The organism is Lacicoccus kunmingensis DSM 17847 (genome assembly GCF_059568765.1).
Genome location: NZ_JCANUC010000012.1, coordinates 16,951 through 34,057 on the forward strand (window position 1 = coordinate 16,951; position 17,107 = coordinate 34,057).

At 38.7% G+C, this 17,107-nt stretch carries 19 protein-coding genes; 4 read left to right on the forward strand and 15 right to left on the reverse strand.

The genetic code is table 11. The features are described 5' to 3' along the window. Nucleotides 1-11: 11 nt before the first annotated feature. The 3 genes from BO48_RS11340 to BO48_RS11350 all read right to left on the reverse strand — a co-directional run bounded on the left by BO48_RS11340 (nt 12) and on the right by BO48_RS11350 (nt 2,729). Nucleotides 12-1,520 carry a malate:quinone oxidoreductase gene (locus BO48_RS11340; protein WP_496367563.1) on the reverse strand — a complete coding sequence of 503 codons (1,509 nt, stop codon included), beginning with the start codon at nt 1,518-1,520 and terminating at the stop codon, nt 12-14. Nucleotides 1,521-1,714: 194 nt separating this feature from the next. Then, a complete protein-coding gene (locus BO48_RS11345) occupies nt 1,715-2,047 on the reverse strand; it encodes a hypothetical protein (protein ID WP_496367564.1) in 333 nt (110 codons plus the stop codon). A gap of 13 nt (nt 2,048-2,060) precedes the next feature. Continuing rightward, nucleotides 2,061-2,729 carry an HAD family hydrolase gene (locus tag BO48_RS11350; RefSeq protein WP_496367565.1) on the reverse strand — a complete coding sequence of 223 codons (669 nt, stop codon included), beginning with the start codon at nt 2,727-2,729 and terminating at the stop codon, nt 2,061-2,063. A gap of 99 nt (nt 2,730-2,828) precedes the next feature. Between BO48_RS11350 and BO48_RS11355 the strand changes: the two genes are divergently transcribed. Beyond that, complete coding sequence (locus BO48_RS11355) at nt 2,829-3,269, forward strand: YtoQ family protein (RefSeq protein WP_496367566.1); 441 nt, start codon at nt 2,829-2,831, stop codon at nt 3,267-3,269. Between the two features lie 125 nt (nt 3,270-3,394). Here the strand turns inward: BO48_RS11355 and BO48_RS11360 are convergent, their stop codons facing one another. The 3 genes from BO48_RS11360 to BO48_RS11370 all read right to left on the reverse strand — a co-directional run bounded on the left by BO48_RS11360 (nt 3,395) and on the right by BO48_RS11370 (nt 7,011). Continuing rightward, nucleotides 3,395-3,868, reverse strand: a complete 474-nt coding sequence (locus tag BO48_RS11360; RefSeq protein ID WP_496367567.1) for a glutathione peroxidase — start codon at nt 3,866-3,868, stop codon at nt 3,395-3,397. Nucleotides 3,869-4,009: 141 nt separating this feature from the next. Beyond that, entirely contained in the window at nt 4,010-5,062 is a 1,053-nt protein-coding gene (locus tag BO48_RS11365; protein WP_496367637.1) for a PTS sugar transporter subunit IIC, read from the reverse strand. A 188-nt stretch (nt 5,063-5,250) separates the two neighbouring features. Next, a complete protein-coding gene (locus tag BO48_RS11370) occupies nt 5,251-7,011 on the reverse strand; it encodes an acyltransferase family protein (RefSeq protein WP_496367568.1) in 1,761 nt (586 codons plus the stop codon). Between the two features lie 120 nt (nt 7,012-7,131). Between BO48_RS11370 and BO48_RS11375 the strand changes: the two genes are divergently transcribed. The 3 genes from BO48_RS11375 to BO48_RS11385 all read left to right on the forward strand — a co-directional run bounded on the left by BO48_RS11375 (nt 7,132) and on the right by BO48_RS11385 (nt 9,643). Then, nucleotides 7,132-7,479, forward strand: coding sequence for a hypothetical protein (locus BO48_RS11375; protein WP_496367569.1), 348 nt, complete (start codon nt 7,132-7,134; stop codon nt 7,477-7,479). A gap of 189 nt (nt 7,480-7,668) precedes the next feature. After that, a complete protein-coding gene (locus BO48_RS11380; protein WP_496367570.1) occupies nt 7,669-9,096 on the forward strand; it encodes an aldehyde dehydrogenase family protein in 1,428 nt (475 codons plus the stop codon). A 76-nt stretch (nt 9,097-9,172) separates the two neighbouring features. After that, the gene (locus tag BO48_RS11385; protein WP_496367571.1) at nt 9,173-9,643 is read left to right on the forward strand and encodes a hypothetical protein; all 471 of its coding nucleotides are present in this window, start codon (nt 9,173-9,175) and stop codon (nt 9,641-9,643) included. 38 nt (nt 9,644-9,681) lie between these two features. Here the strand turns inward: BO48_RS11385 and BO48_RS11390 are convergent, their stop codons facing one another. The 9 genes from BO48_RS11390 to BO48_RS11430 form a co-directional block, all read right to left on the reverse strand. Continuing rightward, nucleotides 9,682-10,566 (reverse strand): MetQ/NlpA family ABC transporter substrate-binding protein, encoded by an 885-nt coding sequence (locus BO48_RS11390; protein WP_496367572.1) that lies wholly within the window; start codon nt 10,564-10,566, stop codon nt 9,682-9,684. A 25-nt stretch (nt 10,567-10,591) separates the two neighbouring features. Continuing rightward, nucleotides 10,592-11,278, reverse strand: a complete 687-nt coding sequence (locus BO48_RS11395) for a methionine ABC transporter permease (RefSeq protein ID WP_496367573.1) — start codon at nt 11,276-11,278, stop codon at nt 10,592-10,594. After that, nucleotides 11,271-12,017: a methionine ABC transporter ATP-binding protein gene (locus BO48_RS11400; RefSeq protein ID WP_496367574.1), complete on the reverse strand. Its 747-nt coding sequence runs from the start codon at nt 12,015-12,017 to the stop codon at nt 11,271-11,273. Before BO48_RS11400 ends, BO48_RS11395 begins: the two co-directional genes overlap by 8 nt. A gap of 116 nt (nt 12,018-12,133) precedes the next feature. Continuing rightward, the gene (locus tag BO48_RS11405; protein WP_496367575.1) at nt 12,134-12,913 is read right to left on the reverse strand and encodes a hypothetical protein; all 780 of its coding nucleotides are present in this window, start codon (nt 12,911-12,913) and stop codon (nt 12,134-12,136) included. Continuing rightward, a complete protein-coding gene (locus tag BO48_RS11410; RefSeq protein WP_496367576.1) occupies nt 12,900-14,276 on the reverse strand; it encodes a sensor histidine kinase in 1,377 nt (458 codons plus the stop codon). The genes BO48_RS11405 and BO48_RS11410 overlap by 14 nt, the downstream gene beginning before the upstream one ends. A 5-nt stretch (nt 14,277-14,281) precedes the next feature. Beyond that, nucleotides 14,282-14,959, reverse strand: coding sequence for a response regulator transcription factor (locus BO48_RS11415; protein WP_496367577.1), 678 nt, complete (start codon nt 14,957-14,959; stop codon nt 14,282-14,284). A gap of 175 nt (nt 14,960-15,134) precedes the next feature. Then, complete coding sequence (locus BO48_RS11420) at nt 15,135-15,707, reverse strand: thymidine kinase (RefSeq protein ID WP_496367578.1); 573 nt, start codon at nt 15,705-15,707, stop codon at nt 15,135-15,137. Nucleotides 15,708-15,756: 49 nt separating this feature from the next. Then, nucleotides 15,757-16,134 carry an iron chaperone gene (locus tag BO48_RS11425; protein WP_496367579.1) on the reverse strand — a complete coding sequence of 126 codons (378 nt, stop codon included), beginning with the start codon at nt 16,132-16,134 and terminating at the stop codon, nt 15,757-15,759. Between the two features lie 14 nt (nt 16,135-16,148). Beyond that, on the reverse strand, nt 16,149-16,964 hold the full coding sequence (locus tag BO48_RS11430) for a metallophosphoesterase (protein WP_496367580.1): 816 nt from the start codon (nt 16,962-16,964) through the stop codon (nt 16,149-16,151). Nucleotides 16,965-17,107: the final 143 nt, after the last annotated feature.

Genomic DNA, 17,107 nt, shown 5'->3' on the forward strand with positions numbered 1-17,107 from the left:
TTTTTACTTATTTAACTTAATAGTACGCTATCTTCACCAGTTGATAACCTTAATGATTCAGATGTGTTTTCATGAATTTCTTCAAACATTTTAGGATTCTCTGATAATTTGATACCATAGGAAGGTACCATCTCTTTTATTTTGTCTTCCCACTGTGAATACTGTTCCGGGAAGCATCGTTTTAGTATGTCGAGCATTACTTCTACTGCTACAGATGCTCCTGGCGAAGCGCCTAAAAGCGCTGCAACAGTGCCATCTGATGACGTTATAACCTCAGTACCGAACTGTAACGTCCCTTTACCTTTATCATCTGTATCTTTGATGACCTGTACACGCTGTCCTGCTACAACGAGTTCCCAATCTTCGCTTTTGGCATCCGGTATAAACTCTCTTAAATCATCCATACGGTCTTCATCAGAAAGCAATACCTGCTGAATCAGATACTTTGTCAATCCCATCTCTTTTGCACCTGCTGAGAGCATTGTAAGAACGTTATAGGGCTTTACTGAGTTTACAAGGTCCATATAAGAACCTGTTTTTAAAAACTTCGGTGAGAAACCGGCAAAAGGACCAAATAATAAACTTCTCTTTCCATCTATATAACGTGTATCTAGGTGGGGCACAGACATCGGCGGGGCACCCACTTTTGCTTTTCCATATACTTTGGCATTATGCTTGTTTATCACTTCTTCGTCAGTACATGCGAGGAACATACCGCTTACAGGGAATCCACCGACATTTTTAGATTCCTCAATTCCTGTTTTCTGAAGCAACGGAAGACTGTTGCCGCCAGCTCCTATAAATACGAAATCACTTATATGGTATTCAGTTTTACCTGTATTATGATTCTTCACTGTAACCTGCCATTTATTGTTATCCAGCTGTTTCAGATCTTCAACACTGTGGTTGTAGTTCATTTCTACATTCTGTTCTTCAAGCAGGGAGAACAGCTTACGGGATAGTGCACCGAAGTTGACGTCTGTCCCTGTGTCGATTTTAGTAGCCGCGATATCCTGATCAGGCTCTCGTCCTTCCATCATCAACGGAATCCATTCTTTCAGCGTTTCATAATCATCTGCGAATTCCATACCTTCAAATAATGGGTTATCTGTAAGTGAATCAATGCGTTTATTTAAAAACTCCACATTCTTTTTGCCTTCTACAAAGCTTAAGTGGGGCACCTGTCTAATGAATTTTTCTGGAGTTTCCAACATGCCCTGATCCACAAGATAGGCCCAAAACTGTTTACTGACTTGAAACTGTTCATTGATTTTCACTGCTTTGCTTATATCCAATGATCCGTCAGCCTGTTCAGGTGTATAGTTTAATTCACATAATGCGGAGTGTCCTGTCCCTGCATTGTTCCACGCATCAGAACTTTCCTGTCCTGAACTCTCCAGCTTTTCAAATACTTTAATATTCCACCCGGGGTTAAGTTGTTTTATAATTGTCCCCAAAGTAGCACTCATGACGCCGCTGCCTATTAAAATAATATCTTTTTTATCTTCTAACTGAGTCATAATCTTTTAAAGCGCTCCTTTTACACATTTAGAACCTTCTAAAATTGTAACAATAAGAAGGTTTAGTTTTTTATGTTCTATTACCATTCATTATACTCCTTTTAATTTAATGATTAAAGGGTTTTAATAAATTGTGTCATACAGTAACCAAAATGTGTTATACCAATAAAAAGAGTCCTTTTCAGGACTCTTTATTAATTCTGTAATTTTGAACTTACAAATTCTATGAACTCTTCCCCGTCGCCTTTAGTTACATTGACCATTGCTATCTTGCCCATGCCTTCAGGGAATTCAAGAAACAATGCTTCTTTTTCAATATAAGCTTTAACAATATCCTGATAGCTGAAGACACGTTTATATGATTCACCATTCATGTCCACATTCATAATCATTCTTTCAGATGTAGTGATATATGCACCTTCAAATTCTGTCTGATTTCCCACTTTATAAATCAATGTGCCCTGGACCGCCGGTCCTATCTTTTCTGTCGGGTAAAGTTCATATTCGTCTATTACTGTTAAATCCAATATCATTAACTCCTTAATTGTATATTTTCCAGTTTTTCTCGGTCGCTATTTTCAACAACTTTTTATCCGGTTGTACAGCCACCGGATTTCCTACCAGTTCCAGCATCTGGATGTCTGAATAACTGTCACTGAAGGCCAGACTGTTCTCCCAGTCCACTGTATCACCTCTATTGTTAAAATGGTCCATTAAAAGCTTAACTTTCATTCCTGAATGTAATCTGTTGAATTGTTTTTTGTGATCCAGCTTACCTCCATCATAATGGATGACAGAACCAAAAATATAATCTACGGATTCCGATTTGAAGACTGCCTCCAATAACGGCATGAATGCGCCGGAAACCAGAACAATATAATAATTGTCCTCTTTAAGTTTACGAAGCTGCTCAACCAGAGTGGGGCGCATATCTTCAACCATGCTATTCGCTATCTCATGAAAGAAACTCTCGATTTCCTCTTTGTCCATTCCTTTAAAAGAATGAATATATTTTTCAAGCGCTTTGTTCTGCATGGTCAGCTTTGACACCAGCTTCAACTTATAACCGATGTAGATTGGTGCAAAATTCCTGATGAATTTATTGTAGACTGTCTTATAGTCAGGATGCTTTTTTATTTTTTCTATCAATATATCAAATGTTTCATGAGGATACAATGTGCCGTCAAAATCAAATAGAGCAACCTTCATCTAGCCACATCCTTACAGTGTTAATCATTTCAATTTCTATATTATCATAATTATAGTAGAGTATATATAACTTATGATTTACAAGGAGGATATTAATTAATGGAGTTTACAGTTTATCTCGCAGGTCAGATTCATGATGACTGGCGCGGAGAAGTTGAAAAAAAGGCAAAGGAAAGTGGTTTAAAGCTGAATTTTGTCGGTCCGCAGACCAATCACGATTTATCTGATGACATTGGTGAGAACGTTTTAGGTAAGCAGCCCAACGATTACTTTAGAGACGATGCTGCTTCAAGTATTAATAACTTCAGAACTTCAGTTCTTATGAACAAGGCAGATTTTGTTGTTGCATTATACGGTGAAAAGTATAAGCAATGGAATACGACGATGGACGCCACTACAGCCATCAACCTTGGCAAACCTTTAATCATTATCAGACCGGAGAGCGCAATCCACGCTCTTAAAGAACTATCCAATAAAGCAAATGTGACTGTTGAAACTGTGGACCAGGCAGTAGAGGTCATAAAGTACATTTATAAATAGGATGCAAAACAGGAATGTTTCCCGTGAAACATTCCTGTTTTTTTGTCGTTACAGCTGCGTTATTTTTTTAATCAAACACTCTAAAACCTTTGACTCACTGCATTTAAACCATATAATGTGCACCGTTATAAAATCTTCTCTACATCTTCATTTATATCTTCCGGTTTTGTTTTAGGTGCATATCTCTCTATCACTTCACCATCTTTATCCACAAGGAACTTAGTGAAATTCCATTTAATCTTGTCATTGAACAATCCCTTTTTGGATGACTTCAAATGCTCATACAGGGGGTGTTCATCCTCTCCATTAACATTAATCTTCTGATGCATCGGAAAAGATACTCCATAATTCAGCTTACAGTTTTCAGCTGCTTCTTCGGCTGTTCCAGGTTCCTGTCCGCCAAATTGATTGCATGGAAACCCAAGGACAATCAGGCCATCATCCTTATAGTTCTGATACAGCTTTTCTAAGCCGTCAAACTGTGGTGTGAAGCCACATTTACTTGCTGTATTTACAATCAGCATCGGACGTCCTTTATACTTTTCAAGCGGATAATTACTGCCATCTGTTTCTGTAACTTCAATATCATAAATTGACATTCATATCACTCCTTATGTGATATTATAGCAACATTTCCTTCAATCCAATACTATTCAGTTCAGTCGGTGGTTCAAAGAAAAAAGAAAGTCTATGACGGAACCGTCATAGACTTTCTGCCATTTGTTAAAACAGATGGATAATTAATATTTATTTGATGCTTTAGCACTCGCAAAAGTCTGATCTTCCGCTAAAACTTCACTGTTCTTGATAGGGAAACTTCTAAATGCATAGCTGCCTGCCCAACCGACAATGAAACATACGACCGCACAAATTGCTGCATATAATAGTACTTGTCCGGCAGGGTTGAAACCGAACATCACCAACAGACCCGGTGTAGGTGCAGCTGTACCAGGCGCATCGTTAATCATACCGGAGTATGCAATGATCACACCGCTTAGAGCACCGCCGACGAAGTTTGTTGTATATATCGGAATCGGATTTGATGTAACCAGATCCGCTTTAGACAATGGCTCTATTGCTATGGAAATTACAGATTTCAATTCACCAATTTTTAATCTATGAAGCAAAGTACTGTTCATAAATGCAGAACCGAAAGCTGATAGTGCTGCAACTGCCATAGGGGCACCTGTCAATCCGAGCATCGCAGTCAATGCCATAGAACTCAGAGGAGAAGTACCAACTACTGTGACGATACCACCAAGCATCAAGCCCATAACTAATGGACTCGCATCCATGGCCAACTCAATGATTGCACCAATTCTAAGCAATGAACCATCGACCAGTGGTGTAATTAATTGCCCAAACCATCTGGCTAAAGGCACTGCGATTAAGATAACCAATATAAAGTCCATTCCAAGTGATACTTTATTTTGGAAAAACTTAATTAGGAATGCTACGAGATATGCTGAAAATAATGCAGGTATTAATCCTATTTCTCCAAAAGCAACTGCGAGTATCGCAGAGTTTTGCGGATTAACACCCATCTTCAAACCGACTAACATTGCTACAATGACACCTGAAAGTGTCCCTGCTACTGTTCCCGCCTCTTTAAAGAAATCAAGTGCAAAGATGTCTCCAATGACATAGCCCTGTAATGCCTCCACTAAAAACGTTGCGATTGCTGCTGCTGCCAGTGCACTCATTACCTCGCTGCCGTATGGTGCATAGTATGTAAACAAACTGAAAAAAACGAGTATTAATAATAAAAGTCCTATACCTATTAACTGATCGATTTTAAGTCCCTCCAATAATTTTATTCCTATAAAAAGGCTTTCAATATTCTCATTATAGTGACTTGTTCTAAAAATCACAAACCAAAATATGGGAAATACGATTAAAATTTGATGAACTATTGCATTATTTAGTGAAAATTAACACTTTGGACATAATATTCATTTAAACATGTAAAATATATCCCTCTTTAATTCTGTCTGAGTCCTCTAATTATAAGATCACTCATACTTTCTATGCCTTCCGGTAAAAGGTGTACGCCGTCTGTTGAAAAATACTCGGTTTTATCTTCAGAATGTGAATACCAGTCAATTATCGTGACATTGTCATGATTATTACCTGCCTCTTCAAGGCTTTCATTTACTGATGTTTCCCAGGATCTTGGAACCCTGGTGTTAACGAAATATATTTCAGCATCACCAAAAGTATCGATAAGCGCATTTAGATCATCTTCTGTAAATGTCCCATTTGTCCCAAGCTGAAGCACTATAATGTCATCAGGCTTGTCATATTCACTGTAATTATTCTGAACCAGCTCTAAAGTGTCCCTTACCTGTCTGCCGACCTCACCGTCTATGAGAGCATTAGGAATTCTATTTTCCAGTTCCTCTCCGACATTGACCATAATAGAGTCACCGATAAAAAGGGGACTGATTTCCTGTAGGTCAACCGCTTCTTCGGGTGTTTCCTCACTGTCTTTCTGAGTGTCCTGTTCGGACAAATAGCTTGTCTGACGATTTTTATTCTCGTCTTCATGCAATTCATCAAACAGACCCGTCATTACTGTAAGGCTTACAACTGCCACTGTTGTCGTTGTGATGAGCCGTAATCGTTTTTTGGCTGATGGCCAAACAGCTTTAAATCCATGTCGTCTGAACGGCGTTTCAATCCATTTGTAGGATACTTCCGCAAATATAAAGGTCAATAAAATCTGCAGCAGGATAATATAGTAAGGCATCTGTCCCTGAACAAAGTTCACATTAATCAGAATGATGATAGGATAATGCCATAAGTAAAGACTGTATGATCTTGTACCAATCCATAAAAATAAAGGATTGCCCAATATTTTTGGCAGTACTGTTGAAGGGTGCACACTGCTTGCAATCAATAACAACGTAACCAATGTAATTAAATACAGGCCTCCATAGTAGATCCAATAGCTGGAAGCATCGATTGTAATAAAGAAAATAATCAATGCCAGCAGCGCACCGATTCCGATACCGTCTATCCAGACCTTTATTTTTTGACCGATATCTTTTTTTAACCTGAAAGGCGGCCAGATGTAAGCGAGCACCACACCAAGCAAGAGCGTCTGCAGACGCGTATCAGTACCGAAATATACTCTCGAATTATCTTCGTAAGGTATCGTAAGTACCATCATCCATATCAATGACACCACTGTCATCATGAATATAATGAGCATAATATGCTTATAGTTTTTAAATTTCAGCAATAAAATCAATAGAACCACCGGCCATATGATGTAAAACTGCTCTTCGATTGCCAGACTCCATAGATGCATCAGCGGTCTTGGCTCAGATGCTTCAAAATAACTCAAATCTTCAATGATGTACCACCAGTTGGACATATAAAGAAAAGCTGCAATTCCATCCTCTTTAACAGTGCGGATGATGCCGGATTCGAATACCAGGACATATGTGATGACGACACCTGTCATAAAAAAAACAGCAGGGATCAATCTTCTGAACCTCCTTATCCAGAAGTTCTTTAAATCAATCACCTGAGTATTATGATATTCTCTTAGCAGCAGACTAGTGATTAAATAGCCGGAAATGACGAAAAAAGTGTCCACCCCTAAAAACCCTCCTGGCAGCCAGCGGGGATTCAAGTGGTAAATTATTATCGCTATGACTGCAATAGCTCTTAAGCCATCCAGACCAGGCATGTATCTTGTACTTTGTAATTTCAATTGATTAGAGTGATCACTCATAATTTTGACCTTACTTTCAGATTGATAATAAGTAATTTAGATTATATCATGCTATGATAAATTATCATGGGAAATTTTGGGTATATGTAATTTAAGATCAACTAATTAGGAGGACATAATATGTTACGTCATTTAGTCAACTTTTATGTAGGTAAGAATATGTTTGAAGGCGGACTTCAAAAAGTTCAAAACGATGGTGAACTCGGCTCCGGTTTTGAAGAAAAGTTCGATGTGGACAGTAAACAGATGAAACTTGCAGGTTATTTCGAAGCAATCGGCGGGGCACTGCTGTTCTTTACACTGTTCAGTAAAACATTGGTAAGAATAGGGATAATAATGATGAACCTGGTGTTAGGAACGGCAATATTCAAGCATTATAAATCAGGTGATGGCTTTGAAGAAACGAAAGGCGCCATTAAATTCTTCGGGTTGAATACACTGAGCTTTTTTGAAACTTTCCGTAAGTAATCATTTAGAACCATTGCGAATAAATAACGCAATGGTTTTTATTTTTCCGTCTGTATGACCTTTGAAACCCTTAATTTCAGAACCATTTTTATGATGAAAGAAAATAAAGTGTTTAAGCTGTCATTACCGGTTTATCTGTGGTAGTAATAGGATAAAATACATATAGCACAGTTATGAGGAGACTTGATAATGAGGAATTATACAAAGCAATACATCAATGGAGAGTGGATTGACAGCACGAGCAATGAAACTATCGATGTTATCAACCCTGCAACAGAAGAGGTTTATGGGAGGATTGCAAAGGGCAACTCAGAAGATGTGAACAAAGCAGTAGAGGCCGCCGATACCGTTTATCTCAAATTTAGAAATATGCCGGTTGAAGACAGAAAGAGTATGCTCGACAGAATTGTGACTGAATATGAAAAGAGAAAAGATGATATTATCGAAGCAATTACATCCGAACTCGGTTCTCCAAAGAGCAAGTCGGATAAAGTGCACTATGAAATGGGATTGACACACTTTAAAGCTGCAAGAGACGCTTTGGATAGTTTCCAGTTTGAAGAAAGACGTGGAGATGCACTTGTAGTAAAGGAAGCAATTGGAGTTGCCGGGTTGATTACTCCATGGAATTTCCCGACCAATCAGACATCATTAAAATTATCCGCAGCTATGGCAGCCGGTTCCCCTGTCGTATTAAAACCATCCGAAGAAACACCGTTTGCTGCAATAATTTTAGCAGAGATTTTTGATGCAGCTGATGTGCCGGAAGGCGTCTTCAACCTTGTGAATGGTGATGGAGAAGGCGTAGGGACATCTTTATCCAGCCATCCTAAAATACGTATGATGTCATTTACAGGATCTGGGCCAACAGGTTCAAAAATAATGGAAAAAGCCAGTCAGGACTTTAAAAGGGTTGCACTAGAATTAGGAGGAAAATCTCCATACATCATTTTGGACGATGTGGATATAGACGAAGCAGCCAAGTCTGCAGTACAAAAGGTAGTGAACAACACCGGACAGGTATGTACAGCAGGCACAAGAACCCTTGTCCCTGAGTCCATCAAAGACGAGTTCATCAAGAAAGCAAAACAATATATGGATGAAGTCGTTGTCGGTGATCCAAACGATGAAACTACAACGATGGGACCGATCATCAGTAAGAAACAGTTTGATCAGGTACAGAATTATATAGATATCGGAACGAAAGAGGGTGCGAATCTGTTCCATGGCGGCACAGGGAAGCCTGGCGGCCTGGATCATGGCTATTTTGCAAAACCGACCATATTCACGGAAGTCGATAATAAAATGCAGATAGCACAAGAAGAAATTTTCGGACCTGTCATGTCCGTCCTCACCTATAAAGACCTCGACGAGGCGATTGAGATTGCCAATGACACTAAATACGGTCTTGCAGGATATGTGATGGGCAATGATAAAGAATCCTTGAAAAAAATTGCCCGTTCTATTGAGGCGGGTACAGTAGGCATAAACGATGTACCTGGGCAGCCCGACCTTCCATTCGGCGGTTATAAACAGTCCGGACTCGGCCGTGAGTGGGGCGATTTCGGCATCGAAGAATTTTTAGAAGTTAAAACTATCAAAGGTTATTTCGCATAAACCTCACATAGTCATGAATTTTATTTGATGACTTTTCTGTTGAATTAAAGTACAGTGTTATGAACGAGGTGATAATATGGTTAAAGAATATTTGGAAGATAAAAAATTGATGAAATCAATTATTACAAAATATGCATGTGACCTGGGTAAAATCTGGGAAAACAGTCATATGGAAAATTTCAAGCTGACAGTCATTAATAAAAATAACAAACGTTCCATTGATTTTAATAAACTGAAAAATGATTTGAAAAGTAAATATAAATTACAATTTATGCACGATTTAAAAGGTATATATCTCTTATTCAAAGATGGCGATTTGTTTATCGTCGGTAACAGCAGGGATAATATATTCAAAAAGTTGAAAACAGACTTTAAAAAAGACGAAGGCTTCAAACAGCTGATGGCATCCTCAAATGTTAAGTTAACCGTAATCCGTATGCATGATATGGATAACATTCATAACGCCCGACTTGAGGCTGTCGTTACAGACATCTACACTAAGCTATTTAAAGCTCAACTCGCTCAGGAATATGAATTAAAGATATAAAAAAGGTGAAATGTTCATTGGAACATTTCACCTTTTTATTATTCACCTTGTTCAAAAGCAGGTTCCAGATGGCCGTCTTCCTCAAGATCTGATAAAAATTCATAAACCTCATCTGAAGTAAATGCTTCCTGAAGCGCCTGAATTGCTTCAGAATCCTGATTGTCTTCCCGTGCTACGAGTGTAATTGCAAATGTATTATCCTCATCCTCTTCCAGGAATACCGCATCATCCGGCGTTAATCCAATGCTGTCAATATATGTAGGATAGTTAAAGACCAGTTCAATACCATCTTCGTATGAAGATGTCAGATTTAACAAATCGACATGGGTAAATGTGAAGTCATGAGGATTCTCTTCAATGTCATCTACTGTGGCATTGTAAGTTACTTCATCAGCTAATGTTATCAAATCATGTTGTTCCAAAATCATTAATGCCCGTGCTTCGTTTGTGGCATCACTCGGAATTGCAACTTCAGCACCATCTTCTACATCTTCGATTGAATCATATACAGGTGAGTAGAATCCTACAATTGCATTATAGATTGGCTGTATCGCCACCAGGTTGCCGTCTCTTTCCGCATTAAACATTTCCATAAATGGTTCATGCTGTGCAAAGTTTGCATCCACTTCTTCATTCAACAATGCTTCATTATATTGAATATTATCAGCAACTTCCAACATTTCAACCGTGTAAGGTTCTTCTATTGCTTCAGCCGCCAATTCAACGACATCAGTCATAGGAATCGTTTGAGAAGCAACCAGTAATTCAGTATCTTCTTCCTCGGCTGCCTCTTCTGTGCCGTTCTCTTCAGTTTCAGCACTCTCTGAAGCTTCTTCAGTACTTTCCTCTTCTCCATTACCGCACGCTGCAATTGAAAATACCATAACGCCCAGCAATACAAACAACAAATTACGTTTAAACATTACTTTCACTCCTTATAATTTATGATTATCTTTTATCCATTTTTTTAGCGATCTTTAATCCAAGCCACTGCATAATCTGCACAATAATGATGATAACGATGATGGCTGTATACATTATATCTGTTTCGTATCTTTGATAACCGTAACGAATCGCAAAATCACCGATACCTCCGCCGCCGACGACTCCCATAATCGTCGAGTACGATATGAAACTGACAAATGCAGTAGTAAATCCTATGATTAATGAACTTCTCGATTCTACAAATAGAAACTTCCATACAAGCTGAGGTATGGATGCCCCCATGGATTGAGCAGTTTCTGTAACGCCACGCGGTACATCCAATAACGACTGCTGCACAAAGCGGGCGTACAGTGCGATTGCTATGAGCATCATAGGAAATGATGCCGCTATAGGGTCACCGGTCGCTCTTCCGTATATCGTTCTTATAAACGGCTGCATGGCCACAACCAGCAGCAGAAACGGAAAAGATCTGACAATATTTACGAAGATATTTGAAAGCTGGTATATAAAAACATTCTCCATTGGTTTGCCTTTAGCAGTTAAATATAACAATGTTCCGAGCGGCAGACCCAATAGTATTGCAGCTGTCATGGCAAAGCCCATCATAATTCCCGTTTCCCATAAACTCTCAAATAACGCCGGCCAAAACTCTATTACACGAGAGATGTATCCTTCAATGACATCAAACATTTTTCAACACCTTCAAAACACGTGCATGGTATGATTTATAACTTTGTTTATGAGTTTCAGGAACAATATCTATAACGTCAATAAGCTGACCCTTTTCCAGTACAGCACATCTTTGACACATGCTTTTAATTACATTCAGTTCATGAGTGACCACAAGAATCGTCATATCAAATGCTGTATGTGCACGTTTCAATACATCCACAATTTCTTCTGTAGTGCTTTCATCAAGAGCAGAAGTCGGCTCATCACAGAGTAGGATTTTCGGGCGTGTAATCAATGCACGTGCAATGCCCACGCGTTGTTTTTCACCACCGGATAACTGGCTGGGGTAATTATCCGCCTTATCAGGGAGGCCGACAAATTGCAGTACCTCTTCTACAGTTAATGGATTTTCGTATTTATGTAATTCCAGGGGGAGGTGTACGTTTTCTCTGACAGACTTGTTATTCAACAGATTGAATTGCTGAAATATCATACCAATGCCTTTTTGATGCTGCCTCAGCTGTTTTCCTGAAAGTGTGAAAACATCGATATCATCTACAGCGACCCTGCCTTGAGACGGTGACTCAAGCGCATTGATAAAACGAAGTAGCGTGGACTTCCCAGCACCACTTTCTCCAATCAGGCCGAATATTTCATTTTCCTTAATCTTTAATGAGACATCGTCCACAGCATTGAACAGACCATTTTTCCCATCATAGGTTTTTGTTACACTGTCCATATTTATCAATCTGAACACCCCTTTGGCCCCTATATCATCACTTATTGAATATACCAAAATACTTACTGAAAATAAAGGATATCTATAATTATAAACATTAAAAAAGACTGATTGGATAATCAGTCTTATATATATTAATCGTCCCAGTCGTCATCGTCCCAATCATCGTCATCATATTCTATATAGTAATTCTGGCTCTGTGCATTATATGAGGCGACCTGACGCATAAAGGATTCAAGATCACCGATTTCATCGAACTCAATATCCAGGAAGATCACCTTATTAATAGTGCCGTTATGTGCATTAACTGAGACGATGGCCCCTTCGTCATCACCATCAATTAAATTGGCTATCAGATACTCATTCGGGCTGACTTCTTCATTAAAAGTCGAGTGGAGGAACAGCCCGCCGACTTCATTCATCGCTATATCACGTGCTTCTTCCACAGAGATGATGTCGGAACCTTCTGATACCGCTTCATTATTACCCGATGTTTCATTACCGGCAGCATCCTCTTTCTTATCTGAAGTACCTTCTTCAGAGACTGTTTCTTTAGAATCCTTTTGTTTTGAATCGGGCTCTTCGGTGTCCTTTTTGTTAGCGGTGGATTCTTCATCGTCCTCTTCTTCAACATAATCCGGATTCTCAGTTGATTTTACATCCTCTACTGTCCCTTCAGACCTGTTTATCGTTATCTCATATAAATATTTTTCGTCATCCACTGTGACCAGGAAATAATCATCATTCTCAGAGAGGGATACATTACTTATATCGCCCTGGTAACGGTCTGTGACTATGGCTCTTACTTCATCTTCGTTGATGTAATCCGCCTCCATGAAGTTCATGTAGACGATGCCGATCATAACGCCCAGCACTACTGCGACTACTGCGATCAGTATTTTACTGGTTTTCATCTTCTGTCTCCTTTCCACGATCAAATTTCAGAGTAAATGTTGTCCCTTCATCAACTGTGCTCTCAACACTGACCTTGATTTCGTTCATCTTTGCAAGCTCCTCTGCGATAGATAGACCAAGTCCTGAACCCCCGGTCTTTCTGGCGCGCGCTTTATCCACCCGATAAAAACGTTTGAAAATCTTGTCTATATCCTCTTTTGGTATGCCGATACCTCTGTCAGTAATATCGACGTTCGTATACTCACTGTCCTGCGTAATATCTATCTTAATATCATCCGAACTGTACTTATAAGCGTTATCAAGAAATATTTTAAGCAATTGGTCCAGACTGTCGGCATCAGCGGTTACAAACATATAATCCATATCATATTGCATATCGATATTTCTGCCGTAAACAGGTTCCAGTCTGTTTTTAATGCCTGATATCAGCTGCACCAGGTTAAGTTTTTCAGGCTGAAAATTTTCTCGGGCCTGTGTTACTTTACTGAAACTGAGCAGTTGTTCAGTCAAATATTTCATACGTTTTGCTTCATCAGATATCGCAAAAATACTTTCATCTAAAATATCTTCCCTCGTTTTACCAAAGCGCTTAAGCATCTGACTGTAGGAATCGATTACTGTAATCGGGGTTTTCAGTTCATGGGAAGCGTTCATTATAAATGCCTGCTGCTGTTCATCATTCTCTTTAAGGTCCAGCATCATATCATTAAATGACTCAGACAGATCTTTCAGTTCTTTAGTATCATTTTTATTCACTTCAAGCATCGTATATCCACTAGTATTTTCAGTTTCTTTCATCTTGCCGATCAATTTATTCACAGGTTTTAAAATGACGTTCGTTATAATGCGGTTCAAAAAGTAGATGACAACAAGAATAATAAGTGTGGATATAATCAAAACCCATTGGAGTATATTGAAGGTGTCATATAAAAACTCTATATTTTCATAGATTTGCAAGTTATAAACTTCACCGTTCTCCCAGATGATCGGCAGTGAAACCATAACAAAATGGATATCATTATAAGTAACGACATCCCTGTACTGGCCGGTGCTATAGTCTTCAAAGTCTTCTGGATAGCTCGCACTGGTTGTAATTCTGAGCTCTTGTTCGCCCGTCTCATTGAGCAGAGCAATAAAGCCGTCAGACAGCAAATGGGACTGCAGTACCGCCCGGGTATTCGCATCGCTTCCGATAGCATTCTGGAGTTCCTGCATTATGTTTACTCCACGGCCTTCAAGCTGGCTCATTTCTGCATCCAGCGTGAAATTTTTATAACTGAAGTAGACGAATGTATTGATCAGAATAACTACAATCGCGGACATCACAGTGATATACAGCTGAATTTTAGTCCCTAATTTCATAATGATTAATCCTTTATCATATAACCGATGCCTCTGACACTGGATATTACCGACGGAGATTCACAATCGATTTTTTTACGTAAGTATCTTACATATACATCGACGGTGTTGGTATCCCCGAAATAGTCATAGCCCCAGACAGATTCTATAATCTGCTCTCTCGACAGCACCTGGTTTTTATTTGATAATAAATAAAAAAATAAGTCATATTCTTTCTGGGTCAGATACACATCTTCACCATCAATAAAGACCTCTCTTGAAGAGGGCAGTACTTTAATATTTTTAAATATCATTTCTTCCTGTCTGGCGTTCTGACCGATTTCGTTCTGTTTAAGCTGTGCACGGATTCTTGCTAACAGTTCTTCAATTTCATACGGCTTGGTGATGTAATCATTAGCCCCCGAATCCAGACCGCTGACTTTATCCATCACTGCATCTCTCGCAGTAAGCATGATGATGCGAATGGCTTCATCCTTTTGTCTGATCCTCCTCAGAACTTCCAGGCCATTAAGTTCAGGTATCATGACGTCAAGCAAAATCAGATCAAAACTCTCTTCTTCATATTTATCCAGTGCTTCCTTACCTGTATATGCATTAGTAACCTCATAGGATTCAAATTCCAATTCGAGCTGAATCACACGAGCTATTTTTTCATCATCTTCAACGACTAAAATCTTGTGCATAATTTTCCTCCTAAGAGATGGCTTAATCAATACTAAGTAATTATCTTTATTATATATATGAACCTTTTGAAGATTATTAGAGATTTCTTAAAATCTCATTAAAATCATCCTTAAAGTAATTATACAAAAAAAAAAGTTCATATGAACTCCTGATAATTCACATGAACCCGACTGTTCATACAAGATTTAAATGTTTTTTATAACATTTACGGCAAACAGGCACATACTCTTCGTCACCGATTTGTATCGTTTCACCGACATTTACTGGCTTGCCATCAAGCATCCTCATATTCAACGTCGCTTTTTTGTTGCAGTATTGGCAGACCGTCTTCAATTCATCGATGGCATCCGCCAATTCCAGCAATGCTTTGCTGCCTTCAAAAAGCTGATTGCGAAAATCTGTCTTTAAACCGAAAGCGATCACCGGTATATCCAGTTTGTCAGCGATATCACTCAGGTGATGGACTTCCGACTTCTTTAAAAACTGAGCCTCATCGACCAGTACTGCATAAATTTTTTCTTTTTTATGCTGTGCTTCAACTTGCTCAAAAATTTTATCCGTCACATATTCTGCATCAAGATGAAGGCCGATACGTGACTCAATCTTTTTAAATCCACTTCTCGTATCAATTGGGGTGGAGTACGCCAGGCACTTCTTCCCCTGAGTGGTATATTGATAGTGTGTAGTAATAATCTGATTGCTTTTATTGCTCTGCATTGTGCCAAAACGATAATATAACTTTGCCATAGCTTAATCCTTTCATCGATTATACAAAGGTCGTATTTCCCGGGTCATATCATCGCCAGAACTTTTCATAACCCTTCTTATCCTCTATATTATAGTCGATCATTTTCTTGAGCAGATCGTAATCAACCGTCTGCGAGTATTTGATTCTGAACAATCCTTTTGTCTGTGAATAACCCGTTTGTTCAATCTCCTCTTTAAATATTCCCATCGTCTTCCCTTCCGGTGAAATAGACATATGCTTTTTTGCACTGTCGATTCCTAAAATGAAAGTATCATCCATTGTATACATCGGTGTATTCCATTTGATGACCCGTCCAAGATCCGGGTAGTTTTTATTTATCCATTCTATAACTTCTTCGAATTGTTTGCGATGTGTCATATCATCAATTGTCTCAATATAATCCTGGAAAGTTTCCAACTCACTCACTCCTTCAAAATTATTTATACCTCAATGACATACATGGAGTTTCCAATTTCCGTCAGAATATCATCTGTTCTCCATTCCCTTTTATATCCGAGACAGGGGCAGATGTATGTAACGTCTCCTTCTGTCAATGAATGTCTGAAATGCACGTGTCCCATAATACTATAACGAACATCAAAATCATTATAAATTTTATTAAAATCACTGGTGCCTATAAAAGCATTATAATAGTCAAAAAGTCGATGCGGCATAGGCACCTTAAAATTTTTGTGCGTTACGACATGCGTTACAAGTATAATTTTCCTGCCTTCCAGTGACTCCAGGTCATCCCTGATATCGTCAGCGAATTTACCGGACATTATATCATCACTGTAACGCCATGAAATATTTTCTTTATCCTGCCACGTCCCTCCGTAATATGCACGTCTTGCCAGTCTTTCATAAGAGAAACGGTCCGATGCATAGCTGTAATCATACCATCCTGTATGGCCGGCTATTGCCCATTCATCATTGATGATATACGGTCTTTTAACAAGGCACTCAGCCTGCTCGGCATAACGCTGCAATATTTCCTCAGTATTTTTTGATACCTCCGACTGCCATAGATCATGATTCCCCGGGACAAATTTAACTTCAATTCCGCTCTCTTTTGACACGGTATGAATAAAATCCATGGTCCGTTCATAGCTGTTGGATATGTCTCCCGCAATCAACAGCATATTTATCTTTCTGCTTTGCATTTCTCCGACTAAGGCATGTTCATATAAGGGAATGTTTGCCACATTGTTATTATAACGATCGATATGTAAGTCTGAAATAACGCCTATCCTCATAATCAAAACCCCATATTCTTAAACTCACTGTACTTTAATGTCATTTTCCAATTTTTTATATCATTTGTCCAATGTTTGCTTTGGGTCGTCAAATCATGATTTCTCTATACATTTTATTTTTAATCAAAATAACTAATGAGTAT